We start from the raw sequence: 16,380 nt of genomic DNA, 5'->3' as shown, positions 1-16,380 counted from the left end.
GGTTGATAATGGACTGCTGCTGCGATCAGACATCCATAAGCTTTTTGATGCGGGGTATGTGACGGTGACTCAAGAGCATCGCTTCATCGTGAGCCACCGGATCAGGGAAGAATTTGAAAACGGCCGCTTGTATTACGCGCTGCATGGCAACAGAATCCACCTGCCGCTGGATTCGCGTTTCAGGCCGGGCGGAGAATATTTGATATGGCACAATGAACACTGCTTCAAAGGTTGATTTAGATAGTCGAATTCAATTATATGGTGAGTAAGGAAATGACATTAATCTTAGATTTTTCGAAAAGTATGATTTTATACTTTTTCAAAGTAAATATACTATTTTCATGAAATCATATCCTATCGGGAGAACACACTATCTCAACTAGAGGCAATTCCCACTCTTTTGCATTGATCTTATGAATAAAATTTGCATCGGGGTCATTTTGATCCCTTCTCAGCACTGCCAGGATCCTCGCTTCAAGGATGGAACCCAACCGATTTTGCCACTTGCCGCGTCCCGCCTCCGAAAGCCTTCCCACGCATCTACCTGCTGAATCCCGGATTTCTATTTTCGAATGGTTCTGGTGCAGAGAAACAAGCTGCCCGGCTTCCAGCCTGGCCAGGTGTTCATGGATGGGATGGGTGCCTGCAAAGCAGCCCGCGTAGTCCATATAAACGTCATCCAATCCTCCACGATGGCTTTCTGCAGACTCGCGCCTTGAATCGTTTTCGGTTTCTCACGGAAGGACAGATAGCCGAAGATCCGGCGCAAATGTTCCTCCGCGTTGTGGTTCGCTCTGCAGTAATCGCATGCTGGGTCGCCGCAGGACCGCTCGCGCAGGATCTGAATGATACCAGGGATCTCGGCAAATTGATGCTTCACCCAGGGGGGCAGCACGGAGTTGCCGCCGGCTACCCGAAGCCAAGCCATGCAGTAGGCGAGCACCGGGCGTTTCTCCGGATTTGAGAGCAGGCCCGGGACGGTCTCCTTTGCCCAGTTGCTGCAGACCACTCCGTCCGTCTGGGCCAGGAAACAGTCGAGGGCATCCACAGCGGTGTGGAGCGCGGCGGGCGCCATCCCGGCAAAAACCATGGAAAGCGCCTGCCCGGAAAAGCCGTTGAACTGACTTTGATCGAAACAAAACCGATAGAAATCTGTGAGGTGTGGATTTTTCTGTGCTAAGGAACGAAAGCTTTCATACTGATCCTTGAACACGGAGGCAGCCAGTCTCGCATCCTCCAGTGGATTGTTGACCGAAGAGCGAACCAGCTTGAAATTTTTGACGAGGCGGTGATACGGGTTTTCAGGAAATGCAATGGGCGACAGGTAGAGGGTGTCGATGACTGGCTTTTTGAGAACCCCAAGCCAGGGGGAAATGGTCTGCAGGACGGGAAAATCATGTCCCAGGAGATTGTGGCCAAGAACAAAGTCAGCGTCCCTGGCGAATTCGTCCAGTTCCTGGAGGCCGGCCTTCGACCCGGCGCCTTCCTTCTTCAGGCGGCTTTCCTGGTTTAACTGGGCTCCCCAGTGTGTGATCCTACCCGTGCGTGTCGTTTCCAGATCCAGCAGAAGTGTGCGAGACATCAGGTCAGAAAAATCCATACTCACCCCAGGCAGAGTCCGTCCAAAAGGAGTCGCCCCTTTGCAGGTCATTGATCCTGATTAAGTTCACGCGTCGAGCTTTAAAACTTTTCTGACTTTTCTTCAAACAAAAGTTTTGAATGTTCTCCTTCTCTTATTAAAACAGAATAGACATCGTCCATTTTTTTGATGTTCTCCTTCATGTCCCTCACGAGTCGTTTCGGCTTGATCAACCTGGCCTCATCCCCGAACGACAGCACCCAAGGCAGCACCTCCGGCTTGGACGAAGGACTGAAGATCAAGGTTGTATTGCCGTTGCGCTTCCTGACGATCTTCCGGTTCGGGCTCCAGACCCTTTCCGCCACGAAGACAGCCGCCTTCCCCAACCGTATCCTCTGGGCAGCCACCATCGACAGGCTTCGTCACGGTGCCTACAAAGTCATGCTCGAAGACAAAAGCTACAGATCCCCACGGGGGACCCAGAAAGACCAAAAAATCACCTGCTCCAAAACGCAAAATACACCAGTCAGAAAGAGGGTGAAATCGGTTGATTTGACAGGTGCCTCGAGACCCTTTCCCTCCACTTTTTAATGGTTCCATTTGGGCGATCATGAGTGGCTCCATTAGAGGGTGATCATTGACACGAGCGGAAATCATTAGGGCCAGGATCGAGAATCGGTGGCGTGCGAGATATTCGGAGAAACCGGAATAAACGCCGCCCAGTCCGAAAAATGCACAGGATAGGACCGGTGGTTTTTATTGTTCTGCACGGTGGATCCCGCTTGACATATTACGCTTAACGTAATATTTTTCTCGTATGATCAAATCATTTGGCTACCGACATACTGAAAAATTATTCAACGATCAAAGGGTAGGTCGTTTCTAGGCCTTTGAAAGGCAGGCGCGGAAACGGCTTATGGTTTTGCATGCCGCATGCGGCATAGAAGCGCTGATGCGGAACTCGAGCAACAAATTTCACGGCTTTTCAGGGAAGAGGAAGGGTCCGTACTCAATCAGCATCAATAACCAATGGCGCGTATGTTTCGATTGGCAAGATGGAAATGCGTACCATGTTGAAATAACGGATTACCAATGAGGTGCTCCTATAATGACCAAACACGATAGTCTAGAGCCGATAACCCCCGGTAAAATCCTCCGAGAGGATTTTTTAGAGCCCTTGGGTATTAGCATAAACCAGCTTTCCAGGGATCTTTCGGTGCCTCCCAATAGGATCAGTGAGATTGTGAACGGAAAAAGAGCCATTACGGCTGATACAGCATTGAGACTAGAAAGATATTTTGGGATTGAAGCCCAATTTTGGCTGAATCTGCAAACCCAGTTTGATCTCAGAATGATGAAACGTAAGATTGGGGCTGATATCGAGAAGCGGATTATTCCTGCCAAACATATCTCCGAAGGCATTTTGCCGGTTCGGCAGTCTAATTCCATTTAATCTGCGATATTGTGCCCTTACATGGTTTCAATTGGGGGCAGATTAAAATTTTTGGCCAAGAGGATTATTGACATGAAACGTTTTGCTTTTCTGCTCGTATGGATCATTCTGACAACCTCCGGTTGTGCAGGCTTGAACCCGAACCCGGGTGAACGTACTGCCGACATCGCCAACGAATCAGGCCATTACGATCGTGCCTTGTCTATCGTGAAACCCTGTGCCGAAAGAGGTGAGCCGTGGGCACAATTGAGGCTTGGAGTTTACTACGAAAAGGGCATTGCAATTGAAAAAGACATCGAGAAATCCATTTACTGGTACACAAAATGCGCAGTCCAAAAAGGTGAAGGGGGCTGGGCAGACGGCCAGATTGCAGGTTGTGTAGGCAAATCCGGTTACTTCAACCAAAACACCGACGCTCTTATTGCCCAATGGCGCCTGGCGGACCTGCTATTGGAAGGGAAAGGTGTCAAACAAGACCTTGTAAAGGCGTACTTGCTCGTAAACAACGTCATAAAGGAAAGTGAGGGGAAAAGTCTGTTTTATTGCTGTGAATGGATGCAAGGCGGCGGTCTGTATATAACGCCTGATATGGTCGCAAAAACCAAGGAGGACGTTTTGAAAGCTATGTCGGAAAGAGAGAAGGCTGAGGCTCTATCTTTTGCTGAGAAATGGACCCCGCAAACCGGGCTATAAACAGGCGCTGAGGTGGATGGTGGCGCTGTGGGGCTATTCCTCTTTAGCTCTGTGATGGCGAAACAGCATCATATCTACTAAGGATTTCCCCAAGATAATGACCGGAGAGAAAATATGAATAAATCTGATCAAGATAAGATAATCAATATATGTCTTAAAAACGATGTCTCTATGATTGGAGTTTTTGGATCAACGGCTAGAGATGAGGCCAAAGAATCGAGTGATATAGATCTTCTTATAAAGCTATCCAAACCAAAAAGCCTTCTTTCTTTAGTAATACTCGAAAGAAATCTTTCAGAAGCAATAGGAAAAAGAGTAGATTTGCTGACTGAAAACGCTATCAGCCCATATTTGAAGGAACGTATTGTTAAAGAGCTTAAGGTGATTTATGAAGCGAGATGACACTGTTTATCTTAAACATATTCGTGATGCATGTGATCGTATTGCTTCATATCTAAAAGGAGTCGAATTGGAAAAATTTAACAACGAATCTCTATTGCAAGATGGTGTTATTCGGCAAATCGAAATCATTGGTGAGGCGATAAAGCGTGTTTCTAACGAGATGCATTCGATATATCCTGAGATTCCGTGGAGCGATATTGCTGGAATGAGAGACAAACTCATCCATGACTATTTTGGTGTCGATATAGATACGGTATGGCTGACAGCAAAGGACGACATCCCTGTTTTAAAGGATCAGGTGATTTTAATTCTTCAAGATCTTGGAGAGTAGTGTTCGCCAATCCGCGTTTTCATCGGATCGCAAGAACCATACGTCCGCTGAAACGCACCGATGAGTTGAGGCGGATGCCATGTCCAACCCTATCTTCCATCTCGAGATGCGCAACCGGCCCCGGTCGCTGCGGGTGATCGCCGGGGCGCTGCGGGCCGCCATGGAAGAGCTTGGTTTCTCGAAGCCCGACATTCACCACTTGGAACTGGCGGTCGATGAGGCGTGCACGAATGTTCTGGAGCACGCCTATCCCAGGGGCGGGGTCGACATCCTGCGCTTGCAGTATCTGAACAACGTGCCGGTGGAGCCGGAGGAGATTTCTTCATCCTCGAGGGCAAAGGCAAGGCGTTTGTGAAAGAAGCTCACTCACGTGTGACTTTCCAAAAACCCTATGAAGCCAGGCTAGGAGTTTCACGGTGCTCCATTGCCAGCCGGTTAGGCCGGGAGTTTCGCGGCGTACGGCATCTGCGCAGAACAATCAACCAAGAGGATACGACATGAGAGATCACGATGATTCCAGCTGTTCAATTTCGCGCCGCGAGTTTCTGCGCCTTGCCGGCGTAGGCGTTGCGGCACTGGGTGTGGGTGGGATTGACGGGATGTCCAGCTTGGCATCCGCCGCACCCGGTGCAGGCCCGTCGCCACAGAGCGGCGCGCGCAACACGGGCTCATACAACATTCTCTTTATTCTGACTGATCAGGAACGCTTCTTTCGGCCCGGTGAGTTGCCTGCCGGCTACAGGCTGCCGGCCCATGAGCGATTGACAGAAATGGGTACAACGTTCTTGAATCACCGCATCAACTCCTGCGTATGCACGCCGTCCCGTTCAGTGCTTTATACCGGCCAGCATATTCAGCACACCAGGATGTTCGACAATAGCAATTTTCCGTGGGTCAACAGCATGTCGACCGAAATCCGCACCGTGGGCGACATGCTGCGCCAGGCTGGCTATTACACCGCTTACAAGGGTAAGTGGCACCTGAACAAGGATTTCGAGACGGTCAACAAGCTGGGCACACCCACAAAAATATTTACCCAGGAAATGGAGGACTACGGCTTCTCCGACTATTTTGGCATCGGCGACATCATTGCGCACCATCAGGGCGGCTATCTGCACGATGGTGTGATCGCCGCCATGTCTGTGAGCTGGCTGCGTGGCAAGGGGCGTGAGCTGGCGGCCGAAGGCAAGCCCTGGTTTCTCGCAGTGAACCTGGTCAACCCGCATGATGTCATGTTCTATGATACCGATCCTCCCGGTATGCCTCATCAGGCCCCGACTGCTCTCACCCATGTGGTCCGGGAGCCGGATGATCCGCTTTACGCCAAACAATGGCCTTTCAGCCTTCCGCCAAATCATGCCAATCCATTTGATGCACCGGGGCGTCCGCCGGCCCACCGCGACTTCCTGCGATCGCATGATGCGCTCGTGGGCGAAATCCCGAACGAAGAGCCTCGCTGGCGCCGCCGGCACAACTACTACTTGAATTGTCTGCGCGACGTCGATCGCAACATGGACACGGTACTGAGCGAACTCGATGCCGCGGGGCTTACCGAGCGCACCATTGTCATCTTCACCTCAGACCATGGTGACATGGACGGCGCACACCTGTTGCACGCCAAAGGGGCGGTATCCTATCGCGAACAGAATCAGGTGCCGCTTGTCGTTGCTCATCCCGCCTATTCGGGTGGCAAACAGTGCCGCGCCGTTACGTCGCACGTCGATCTCGCTCCAACGCTGGTTGCATGGACCGGAGTGGCCCCGGACAAGCGTGCCGATATTGTCAAGGGGCTTCCAGGCAAGGATTTCTCAGGGTTGCTGGCTGCCCCGGAACGCGCAGACGTCAATGCCGTCCGGGAAGGTGCATTATTCAACTACAACATGTTCGCGTACCTCGATGGGGATTTTCTCTACGAAGCCGTGGCACACATCAAGCGGGGAGGGGATCCGAAACATCTCAAGGAAGCCGGCATTGTCCCGGATATGATGAAACGGGGTGCGGTGAGGATGGTCTATGACGGCCAGTATGTGTTCGCTCGCTACTTTTCGCCGAAGCAGCACAACCGGCCGGCGAATTTGGAACAGTTATACAGGTTCAATGATGTCGAGCTGTATGATGTCGAAGCAGATCCCCTGGAAATGAAAAATCTCGCAGCGGACGGCAAGGAGCACCGCGAACTCGTCGTTGCCATGAACGATAAACTCAACAGGCTTATCGAGGCGGAGGTTGGCGAGGACCGCGGCCAGATGCTGCCTGGTGGGATCGAGGCGGGTTGGGAGGTGACCGCAGAGACTATGGCGCCTTGAGCCAACTGGCCCTCGTTTGTTTATGGGCGTCGTTGCAGGCGCCGCACCGGACGGGCTACCGCCTGCCGCTGCCGGCTTTGTCGGGCGGCCCGCGGATGGCCTCTTGTCCTCTCAGGTTTCGAATGCAGGAAGAGCCGATGGGCGGTTCCGATGAGCAGGTGATATCGAGTCTGGAGCGGATGAGTCCGTTGCGTGAGGCGGTCATGCGCGCTGCGATCGGTGCCCTCCAGTTGCCGCCTGGCTCCCGGGGGCTTGATATCGGCTGCGGGATCGGAGATCTGACGCTCCTTGTGGCCGAGGCGACAGGCCCGGATGGTCGTGTCGCAGGATTGGATCTTTCCTGGCCGGCCGTCCACTGCGCCCGCCGAAGGGCCGGCAAGTCGGCCCACGCTCAGCGCATCGAGTTCGCAAACAGCGACATGTGGGCGCTGCCCTTTGCCCGGGGCGTTTTCGACTGGGCTTGGAGCGTCGACTGCCTGGGTTATCCCGCCGGGGAGATCTTTCCCATCCTGGAAGAAATCTGCCGCGTCGTCCGCCCTGGAGGCGTGATCGCCCTCTTGGGATGGACTTCCCAAACGGTGCTTCCCGGGCACGAACTGCTGGAGGCACGCCTCAACGCGGCTTGCACATCGTATGGTCCGTTTCTCGAGGGTTATCCTCCACGGGCGCATTTTCTGCGCGCGCTCCATGGGTTCCATCGAGCGGGGCTGACTGAGGCCCGCTGCAGGGCATTTGTCGGGCTGGTACAGGCGCCCGTCGGGCCGGAGATCCGAGATGGGATGGCCTCGCTCTTCGACATGCTTTGGGGTGATGCGATCGGCCAAGCCTCAACGGCCGACATCGAGGAATACCGCCGATTGTGTTCCCCCGACTCTCCCCACTTCATCGGAGACATCCCGGAGTACTGCGCTCAGTTTACGTACACGATGTTCACCGCCCGTGTCCTTGCTCGTCGATAGGCTGTTCAACATGTTGCTGTGGCTGCTTTCTGGGTGCCGAGGGTGCTTGAACCCGGGTTCGGTCTCAAGACCCCTCTTTTCTTCACCCACAGGAGCGATGCGCTCGAGGCGCCAGAGAGCACGGAGGAATTCACCATTCTTCTGCCCGCTATCGACGAGGACCCCCGGGAGGAGGAGATCTTCGAGGTGCTGGACAGGGGCGTAGACGGGATCATGACCGATCGCCCCGCTCGCCTCAGGCAGATCCTGGATGTCTGGAAAGGACGGCATTAGAAGCGTTTTGCAGCCTGGCGTCTTCTTGTCGCGAGGGGGATCTTCAGTGAGTGCAAACCGTTTTTACGGTGGTGGTTGTCGTGCCTCTGAGACGACCTCTTCGATCCGTTGCCGGACAGGGATGGGAACCACTGGCTGAGACGCGTTCCGTCAGGACCCTATGGAAGCAAGGAGGGGAATTACCATGAGCGACAAACAAGCGTGTGCACCGCGGGTCAACCGTTTGCTTTTGAAACTCCAGCCTTCTTCCCCTCTCAAGGCGGCCGAATCCAGGGCGAACCTGCGTCCGCTCTACGACACGCCCCAGGCAAAGGCGGCGATGCTCGGCTTCGGGGCCGAGCCACAGTGGTTTCTTGCAGATCTGCCCGAAGGAGCCGCTAATCCCTGGGACCTGGTCCATCAGAGGGTCGCCGGCGAACTCGGTATTTCCGAGTCGGATGTCGTCTTCATCGAGCCGGATATGATCCACAACATCTACCGGGATACGAACGAGCGGAGGGCGGGGCAGGTGTTTGCGGTGGGCGAAAAATGCGAAAGCACGCCCCAGGACGGCGGCCATGGCAAGGCGCATGTACCCGGGGTTTTTGCCTGGCATCTCGGTGATTCGTACACCCAATTGGGCAAGGCACGGGAGGCGGTGGCGTTTTCCGATCCGCGGACGCGCATCGCGCACCTGGATACGGGCTATTACCGCGCCCACTGCACCACCCCCAGCCATGTCCTGACGGATCTCGAGAGAAACTTCGTCAGCGGAGACGCCGATCCACACAGCGCCGAGGATCCTGACAACCGCCGTCTTCTCTTGGACAATTCCGGGCATGGCACCGGCACCATCAGCATCCTGGCGGGCGGCAGGGCCCCGGACTACGGGGATATCGCTCTCGGAGGCGCGCCGGAGGCGGAGATTCTGCCCTTGCGGATCGCCGACAGCGTGGTGCTCCTCTACACCAGCGCGTTTGCCCAGGCGCTGGATTACGCCGTTTCGCAGCGTTGCGATGTGGTGACCATGAGCATGGGCGGGCTGCCTTCGCGCGCCTGGCGCGAGGCGGTGGACAAGGCCTATCTGAGCGGGCTGTGCCTCGTGGCGGCCGCGGGCAACAATGTGAATGGACTGCCGACGCGGCACATCGTTTACCCGGCGCACTACAGCCGCGTCCTGGCTGTCTGCGGTGCGATGGCCGACTCCAGGCCCTATTCCGGTCTGGAGGGGATGGTGCTGGAGGGCAACTACGGCCCGAGGAGCAGGATGGCGGCGGCCCTGTCGGCCCACACGCCGAACATTCCCTGGGCCTGTTATGGCTGCAAGTCCACCGTGCGTCTGGACGGCGAGGGCACTTCGGCGGCTACGCCCCAGGTGGCCGCCGCGGCGGCCCTCTGGTTCGAAAAGCACAAACAGGATCTTCCCCGCGATTGGAGAAGAGTCGAGGCGGTGCGTCACGCCCTGTTCAAGAGCGCCAAAGTGGCAGGCATCGACAAGGACCGGATGGGGCAAGGCATTCTGCGGGCCTTTGACGCGCTCGGTGTGAAACCCGTTCTGGGGCTCGAGCAGTCCAAGTCTGACAGCGATTCTTTTGCCTTCCTGCGCGTTATCACCGGCCTCGGGGTGATCGCGGCGCCGCCGCGGGAGCGGATGTTCAACCTCGAGATTGCGCAGCGCTGGATGCTCAACCCGGAATTGCAGACGATCGTTCCCGATCCCGATGCGGCCGGGCGGATAGACGACAAGGCCATGGTCCAGTTCATGGAGGCCGTCATCGAGGATCCGGACACGTCGCAGGCGCTACGGAGACACCTGATCGCGCGGTACCCGGTCGTTGCAGGAAAGCCGTTGCCTCCCACCGAAACGGCAATGCCTGTGACTCCGGTGGGCGGCGCCTTCGGACCCCATCCGCAGCCGGCCATCGGCGATCCGCCCTACCGCAAGATACGTGTCTACGGCGTGGATCCAAGCCTTTCGACGCGATTGGAGACGGCCGGCATCAACGAGGTGGCGCTCAAGGTACGCTGGGAGTCCTTGAAGAAGGGACCCTGCGGGGAATACCTCGCCGTGCACGACAGGGATGACGTCGGCAGGATCTATGAACCCGTCGATCTCGATGATCCCCGGATGCTTGCCCAGGACGGCTGGGCGCCATCGGAAGGCAATCCCCAGTTCCACCAGCAGATGGTCTATGCGGTCGCCATGAAAACCGTCGAGCACTTCGAACAGGCGCTGGGCAGACCGGTCCTGTGGCGGCCTCGGCCCAACCCCGAAGACCCCGACGATGACGCCGATTTCGTCGGGCAATTGGCCGTTCGGCCCCATGCGCTGCACCAGGCAAATGCCTATTACAGCCCCCAGGAGGTGGCGCTCTTGTTCGGCTATTTCGAGGCTGCGGCCGGCGGTTCCGGCGAGCATGTGCCGGGAAGCCGCGTTTACGCCTGTTTATCGCACGATATCATCGCCCATGAGACCACACACGCGGTGCTCGACGGGATGCACCGGCGCTTCAGCGAACCGACCAACCCGGACGTGCTCGCTTTGCACGAGGCGTTTGCCGACATGGTCGCCCTCATGCAGCACTTTACCATCCCGGAGATCCTCAACGCCGAGATCCGGCGGACGCGCGGCGACCTGGAGGCCGAATCCATGCTCGGCAGTCTCGCCATCCAGTTCGGCCGGGCCATGGGCGGCCGCGGCGCCCTGCGCAATGCCATCGGCACCATGGAGGGGGGCGTCTGGAAGCGCTCCAAGCCCGATCCGGAGGAACTCGAGAAGCGGCTGACGCCTCATGCGCGCGGGGCCATTCTGGTCGCCGCGGTTTTCGACGCCTTCCTCGCCATCTACAAGGCGCGCATCGCGGACCTGCTGCGCATCTACACAGGCGGCACCGGCGTCTTGCCCCAAGGCGCCATCCATCCGGATCTGGCGGGGCGGCTGGCGGAAGAGGCCGTGAAATCGGCCGGGCATGTCCTGAAAATGTGCATCCGCGCCCTCGACTACCTGCCGCCCGTGGACGTGACCTTTTTCGAGTACCTCCGCGCCCTCATCACGGCTGATTTCGATTTGGTCGCCGACGACCGGTACAACTATCGCGTCGCGTTTGTCGAGGCCTTCCGCCGTCACGGCATCTATCCGGTCAACCTCAACGCGCCTTCCGAGGACACCCTGCGCACGCTGTCGGTGGATACGCTGCGTTGGCAGGGATTCGACTGGTCGAATCTTACGGAGCAGTCCAAGACCCTGTTGAAGAAGTACAAGGAGATCATCAAGGACCTGAAACAGTTCGCCGACAAATGCTTGTATATCGGAGACCGCCGCGCGCTGTTCGACCAGACGCGCAGGCAGCGCGTCGTGTTGCACAGGCAACTCCAGGGGATCTTCGAGGCGGCGCCGGATTTCGCCCTGGAGCTGGGGCTCGATCCGGCCCTGAAAAGATTCGAAGTGCATGAACTCCGGCGCGCTCTGCGCATCGACTCTATGGGAAAGCCCGTTCCCCAGGTCATCGTGGCCTTGACGCAGTCGAAGACGATAAAGGAAAATCGAAAAAACGGCACGCCGGAATACCGGTTCCGTGGCGGCTCGACGCTGATCGTAGATCTGTCTGTCCCGGAGGTGAAATACCGCATTGTGAAACATATTCAAAGCGATACCCGTCAAACCCGCACGTTGGACTTTGTTCGGGAGGCTGCCGCCGATCCGCTGCGGGCCCTGTTCCTCATGGCCGATCGAGGGGAGCCGTTCGCCGCGCTGCATGCGCTGGCCGATGACGGGGTGTGAAAGAAAGACAGCCCGCAACTGGCCGAGCCCGATGTTCAATCAGGATTTACACCAACCATCCAGGCTTGACTTTGGGGGGCCGGTTTCGTACCATATTACGTACGGACCAGGAGGTCTAGGAATGACTACTTTGACAGCGTCGGAAGCAAGAAAGCGGCTGTATACCCTTGTCGACGATGTGGCCGAATCGCATGAGGCGGTGCAGATCGTGGGGAAGAGGAATACCGCCATCCTCATCGGGGAGGAGGATTGGCATGCGATTCAAGAGACCCTGTATCTTACCTCCATCCACGGTATGCGGGAGTCCATTCGCAAGGGGTTGAGCACCCCCGCTGAAGAATGCCTTGAGGAACTCGACTGGTGAGCCGGCGGCTTGTTTTTACCAAGTATGCGAAGCAGGATGCAAAGAGGCTGGCGCGATCCGCATTGAAGTCTCAGGCGGAACGGATCCTCAGCGTCCTTAGAGAAGATCCCTACCAGACACCGCCAGCGTATGAGAAACTCATCGGCGATCTTTCCGGCGCATGTTCGCGCCGCATCAATATTCAACACCGTTTGGTCTATCAAATCCTCGACGACGATAAGACCGTGAAGGTCATCCGAATGTGGACACGTTGCGAATAATATGACAAGCTGCGATCATGCATTTGAATAGGAGCGGCAAGGCCGCTTCCGAAGCAATGGACGCAAGGTGCAAATCATCGGTATGCTTTATTTTTGCACTCGAATATTAAAGATGGACCCATTGCACCCATTTCAAACAAGGCGGCTCAATCGATGAATAAAAAAATCAATACGCTGTATTTCAGCGCAACGGGCACAACCGAGAAAATTGTAATGGGCATTGCTGGAAAAATTGCGGGAAATTATGGCGGAAAAATTACCGTCAGCCATATTGATTTTACGCTCCCGGATGCTCGAAAGGAACTTTTCTCCTTCGATAAGGATGATCTTGTTATTGCGGGCATTCCGGTTTACGCAGGACGTGTGCCTAATGTGTTGCTGAAATTCTTGAACACGATTTCCGGCAACGGGGCAACTGCAGTTGCCGTAGTTCTTTATGGAAACCGTGATTATGACGATGCATTGATAGAGTTCAGGGATATCCTGGAGTCGGACGGTTTCAAGGTGATCGCCGGTGGAGCATTTATCGGCGAGCATTCGTTTTCAACGACACTCGGAGCCGACAGGCCCGATGAGCAGGATATGGCCGTGGCCGCCGATTTCGCAGCCAAGATCTATGATAAGATAGAGACACCGGGCGAAAAGGCTGCGGTTGTCGTAAGAGGGAACAGACCTTACAGAGAATATTACCGACCGAAAGATCAGAACGGCCATTTTGTGAATATCCTGAAGGTTACTCCCAAAACGAACAGCGACTGCATCGATTGTAAGCTCTGCGCCGAGGTTTGCCCCATGGGGTCCATCGATTCAGACGATGTTTCCAAAATAAAAGGCATTTGCATCAAGTGTGGCGCCTGTATCAAAAAGTGTCCTGTCGCTGCGAAATATTTCGATGACGAAAATTATCTATGGCACAAACACGAATTGGAAGTCCAGTTTGGCGGTGCACGGCGGGAGCCGGAATGGTTCATCTGATGGTGGATAACAAGCCTTATTTACCATGAGACCGCAACAGTCAATAAATGTTTTTTTGCTTTATCATGTTTTCGTGCCGAAATGGGTCCTGACGGGTTGCAGAACGTCGTATTCACGTAGATCGCGCCGCTCATGCGGGGCGTTATATTCTTGCACAAAGAAACAAGTGGATACGGATTGTTTAAGCGTATTTGAATTCGCGGGCCATTCATCACGGCACTTGGGTAGCCGGACCAATCTACCTGAGCATTTGATGAGAAGCCATCGCGAAGAGGTATTTTGTTCCCAGTCAGATATGGGGACCAAACACATCGACTTTTGTGAGGAGGAGCGTAATGGAAGAGATTGTCAAGATTGATTTAAATGGCTACGAAAAGAACCCGGATGGTTCCTGGACTGCAGTCAAAAATTCGGATATCGTCACGAAATCCGGCAGTTTTATTCGTATAGCTCCTGGTATGTCTTTTAGAAAAGGCGTCAGAATCTGGGGACTCGATGTTGTGGAAGTTCTAGATAAAATGAGTGCGAATTAGCTTCTGTCCGGAAATATTCTGTTTTTGCCCGTCTGGGTGTCAATCTGCACGTTTGACTGCGCGGCGGCCTGCAGGCCTCTGACACGCAATCACTTGATTTCTCTGATAGGGGCGAAAAATCCTTCTTCCCGGATTGGAAACGGAGTTGCAGCGGGGCTGAGCGGATGAAGGGATGGGTTGACTGTGCGGCTGTTTTTTTGATCCTCGCGATTGCAGGCGGATGTGCTTCGGCCCGGCATGAGGGCCGGCTGTCCGCTGCCGAGGTGATCGCGGGGTTGAAGCTCGAGGCCATGCCGGATGAGGCCTGTCCCGGGTTCTACAAGGTCACCTATGCGTCATCTTTCTCGGCGTCGGTGGAGAAGGAGCGGGCGGCGGCCTCTCTCATCTATTACTTGATGACGAGAGAAGTCCCGATCGACCCCTGGCATATCCTCACATCTGATGAGGTGCTCCTGTATCATGCGGGGGCCCCGATGATTCAACTGCTCCTCTACGCCGATGGCACCTGGGAAGAGGTGGTCCTGGGTCCGGAAGCGGACAGGGGCCAGGTCATGCAGCAGTTGATTCCTGCCGGGACATGGATGGGCTTCGTCAAACAGGAGCACCCCGTCTATGACTGGGGGCTTTACGGCGTCATGGTCGTTCCCGGCTGGCACATCGAGGACATCCGCATGGTGAGGGATGCGGCCGAGATGGAGATGCTGAAGAAGAAATTCCCCTCAGCCGTGCCGCGCGCGGTGGAACTGGGCTTGTTTTAAGGCAGCGGAAGAACTTTCCGCGTGGCGCTGCAGTGCATTCACCCGTGCGCCTCAGTCCACGGGATTTCGCAGTCCTTGTATCCAGCCGTTTCTCAACACACTGCTACCCTCTGAGCTTCAAGGCGATTTCTGCGACCCGGCGCCCGAGGACCTCTGCGATCTGGAGGTCTTCGGGCGCCGGTTTGAGTTCATTTTTCTGGCCGGCGATGGTCGACGGCCCGTAAGGCGACCCCCCGCGGGCCTCATTGTGGAGCATTCCGGGGGTGGAGTACGGTACGCCCACGATCAGCATCCCGAGATGCAGCAGCGGCGCCATCATCGTAAAGGGCGTCGTTTCCTGCCCACCGTGGGTCGAGGCGGTCGAGGTGATGATCCCGGCGGGCTTGCCTTCGAAGGCTCCTTGCATCCAGAGTCCCGGCGTCCGGTCGATGAGACGCTTCATCTGGGCCACCATGTTGCCGTACCGCGTCGGGGTGCCGAAGAGGATGCCTTCCGCTTCGGCGAGATCTTCAAGGGTGCATTCGGGGATGTCCTTGTGCTGCTCCCAGACGGCCCTCGCATGCTCCGACTTCTGGATCTCTTCCCTGACATCCGGGAATTCGGGGACGCGGCGCACGACCGCTTCGACGCCGGCCACCCCGGCCGCGCCCTTTTCCACCGCGCGCGCCAATTGGAGCACGTGACCATACAATGAATAATACACGACCAGAATCTTCATGTTCACACCTCCCAAGAATGCCGTTTAAAGCGTCAATACCCCGACAGGCTTCAGCGGTCTTCCCGCACGCAGCGGACGTACCCGCCATAGCTCTTGTAGTTCCATCCGGCGTACCCGTATTTGAAATTCACATACCACGCCGAGCCGGGGTAGTAGAGGTAGATCGTGTTCGACCAGTAATTGTCGGGGTGGCAGTCGAAAACCGGGTGGATGGACGGAGAGAACCGGCCGCTGTCCGCGATTGAAACCAGATCGTAACGCCCGGGGAGCCGCCAGTCGGTGTAGCCGCCCAGTTCGAGCTTTTCGCAGTAAGACACGGCGGCATCCCACGCCCGCATCAGGCCGTCGTCGCCCTTCTGCCACACGAGTCCGGTCTTGAAATCGAGGACGGTGCCGTCGCCGTTGTCCCTGAAGGCTGGATCCACCTTCTGCCGGAGTTCGTCCTTGTTCGAGAGGAGATCTCCGAGGTTGGGGCAGGGGAGGCGCTTCCCCTCGAGGTCGTAACACTCGCGCTGCACGGGTTCGGGCAAGACCCAGGCCATAGGTTCAAATCCACCCGGCAGGAGATACGCAGGCCAGAAGACGAAAAAAAGGAATATCTTCCTGTACATAGCCTATATTCCTAGGACAACTGCATGCAGATCGGTTCTCATCTCATTATGTTATCTTCTGCGCCTTTCCAATGCAACCGTAAAGCAGCTAGGGTCGGACCAGGTTAAATACTTGAAATCTTAAGTTAATGCCTGTAAAATTTGTTTGTTTAAGGGGTTAGAACGCTGTTTTTATCGGGCAAATGGGCCTTCTAAGAAAACGTCCGTCATAAAATTGGATTTATGGCGGAACTTTAAAAGGGCATTTTGGGGCACTAAATGACCCGTCTAAGGCCTCAAGACGGGAGTTTTTTTAACGCTTATATCCGAATATCAACCATTTAACTTGGTCCGACCCGGATTGCGGATTGCGGATTGCACTAGGGTCGGACCAGGTTAAATACTTGAAATCTTAAGTTAATGCCT

19 protein-coding genes and 1 pseudogene are annotated in these 16,380 nt (G+C 55.6%); 16 read left to right on the top strand and 4 right to left on the bottom strand.

What is annotated here, in order from left to right:
* Positions 1-235, top strand: a 235-nt coding sequence (locus H567_RS0119615) for an HNH endonuclease (protein ID WP_028322700.1), incomplete at its 5' end; no start/stop codon positions are given.
* 327 nt (positions 236-562) lie between these two features.
* On the opposite strand, the gene H567_RS0119610 is transcribed toward H567_RS0119615, so the two are convergent.
* Together H567_RS0119610 and H567_RS0119605 are read right to left on the bottom strand one after the other, a co-directional pair.
* Entirely contained in the window at positions 563-1,582 is a 1,020-nt protein-coding gene (locus H567_RS0119610; protein ID WP_153306284.1) for a PolC-type DNA polymerase III domain-containing protein, read from the bottom strand.
* Between the two features lie 98 nt (positions 1,583-1,680).
* Positions 1,681-1,989 (bottom strand): WCX domain-containing protein, encoded by a 309-nt coding sequence (locus tag H567_RS0119605; protein ID WP_028322698.1) that lies wholly within the window; start codon positions 1,987-1,989, stop codon positions 1,681-1,683.
* A gap of 497 nt (positions 1,990-2,486) precedes the next feature.
* On the opposite strand from H567_RS0119605, the pseudogene H567_RS30170 reads away from it, so the two are divergent.
* From H567_RS30170 to H567_RS0119535, 15 genes and pseudogenes are all read left to right on the top strand, one after another.
* Positions 2,487-2,675, top strand: a pseudogene (locus H567_RS30170) (type II toxin-antitoxin system RelE/ParE family toxin); the annotation flags it as partial.
* A gap of 12 nt (positions 2,676-2,687) precedes the next feature.
* Positions 2,688-3,032, top strand: a complete 345-nt coding sequence (locus H567_RS26155; RefSeq protein WP_051185146.1) for a HigA family addiction module antitoxin — start codon at positions 2,688-2,690, stop codon at positions 3,030-3,032.
* Positions 3,033-3,104: 72 nt separating this feature from the next.
* Positions 3,105-3,725 carry a tetratricopeptide repeat protein gene (locus tag H567_RS26150; RefSeq protein WP_084517609.1) on the top strand — a complete coding sequence of 207 codons (621 nt, stop codon included), beginning with the start codon at positions 3,105-3,107 and terminating at the stop codon, positions 3,723-3,725.
* A gap of 114 nt (positions 3,726-3,839) precedes the next feature.
* A complete protein-coding gene (locus H567_RS28075; RefSeq protein WP_028322697.1) occupies positions 3,840-4,127 on the top strand; it encodes a nucleotidyltransferase family protein in 288 nt (95 codons plus the stop codon).
* Positions 4,114-4,458, top strand: coding sequence for a HepT-like ribonuclease domain-containing protein (locus tag H567_RS0119585; protein WP_028322696.1), 345 nt, complete (start codon positions 4,114-4,116; stop codon positions 4,456-4,458). The genes H567_RS28075 and H567_RS0119585 overlap by 14 nt, the downstream gene beginning before the upstream one ends.
* Before the next feature lie 79 nt (positions 4,459-4,537).
* Positions 4,538-4,813, top strand: coding sequence for an ATP-binding protein (locus tag H567_RS0119580; RefSeq protein ID WP_028322695.1), 276 nt, complete (start codon positions 4,538-4,540; stop codon positions 4,811-4,813).
* 142 nt (positions 4,814-4,955) lie between these two features.
* Positions 4,956-6,764: a sulfatase family protein gene (locus tag H567_RS0119575; RefSeq protein ID WP_035255375.1), complete on the top strand. Its 1,809-nt coding sequence runs from the start codon at positions 4,956-4,958 to the stop codon at positions 6,762-6,764.
* A 137-nt stretch (positions 6,765-6,901) separates the two neighbouring features.
* Positions 6,902-7,723 (top strand): class I SAM-dependent methyltransferase, encoded by an 822-nt coding sequence (locus H567_RS0119570; RefSeq protein WP_028322693.1) that lies wholly within the window; start codon positions 6,902-6,904, stop codon positions 7,721-7,723.
* 42 nt (positions 7,724-7,765) lie between these two features.
* Positions 7,766-7,996, top strand: coding sequence for a hypothetical protein (locus H567_RS0119565; protein ID WP_028322692.1), 231 nt, complete (start codon positions 7,766-7,768; stop codon positions 7,994-7,996).
* Between the two features lie 184 nt (positions 7,997-8,180).
* Entirely contained in the window at positions 8,181-11,756 is a 3,576-nt protein-coding gene (locus H567_RS27530; RefSeq protein WP_051185145.1) for a S8 family serine peptidase, read from the top strand.
* 121 nt (positions 11,757-11,877) lie between these two features.
* Entirely contained in the window at positions 11,878-12,120 is a 243-nt protein-coding gene (locus tag H567_RS0119555) for a type II toxin-antitoxin system Phd/YefM family antitoxin (protein ID WP_028322691.1), read from the top strand.
* A complete protein-coding gene (locus tag H567_RS0119550; protein ID WP_035255373.1) occupies positions 12,117-12,380 on the top strand; it encodes a Txe/YoeB family addiction module toxin in 264 nt (87 codons plus the stop codon). The genes H567_RS0119555 and H567_RS0119550 overlap by 4 nt, the downstream gene beginning before the upstream one ends.
* A 153-nt stretch (positions 12,381-12,533) precedes the next feature.
* On the top strand, positions 12,534-13,355 hold the full coding sequence (locus H567_RS0119545; RefSeq protein ID WP_028322689.1) for an EFR1 family ferrodoxin: 822 nt from the start codon (positions 12,534-12,536) through the stop codon (positions 13,353-13,355).
* Positions 13,356-13,690: 335 nt separating this feature from the next.
* On the top strand, positions 13,691-13,888 hold the full coding sequence (locus H567_RS0119540; protein ID WP_028322688.1) for a hypothetical protein: 198 nt from the start codon (positions 13,691-13,693) through the stop codon (positions 13,886-13,888).
* A 164-nt stretch (positions 13,889-14,052) separates the two neighbouring features.
* Entirely contained in the window at positions 14,053-14,646 is a 594-nt protein-coding gene (locus H567_RS0119535; RefSeq protein ID WP_028322687.1) for a cupin domain-containing protein, read from the top strand.
* Positions 14,647-14,749: 103 nt separating this feature from the next.
* Here H567_RS0119535 and wrbA read toward each other — a convergent pair whose 3' ends face one another.
* Positions 14,750-15,364, bottom strand: coding sequence for an NAD(P)H:quinone oxidoreductase (wrbA, locus tag H567_RS0119530; RefSeq protein WP_028322686.1), 615 nt, complete (start codon positions 15,362-15,364; stop codon positions 14,750-14,752).
* A 50-nt stretch (positions 15,365-15,414) separates the two neighbouring features.
* The gene (locus H567_RS0119525; RefSeq protein ID WP_028322685.1) at positions 15,415-15,975 is read right to left on the bottom strand and encodes an Lcl C-terminal domain-containing protein; all 561 of its coding nucleotides are present in this window, start codon (positions 15,973-15,975) and stop codon (positions 15,415-15,417) included.
* Positions 15,976-16,380: the final 405 nt, after the last annotated feature.

It is taken from the genome of Desulfatiglans anilini DSM 4660, from assembly GCF_000422285.1.
Classification (GTDB): Bacteria; Desulfobacterota; DSM-4660; order Desulfatiglandales; family Desulfatiglandaceae; genus Desulfatiglans; species Desulfatiglans anilini.
The sequence above is the reverse complement of the archived record's forward strand: the minus strand, read 5'-3'. Positions and strand labels throughout refer to the sequence as shown.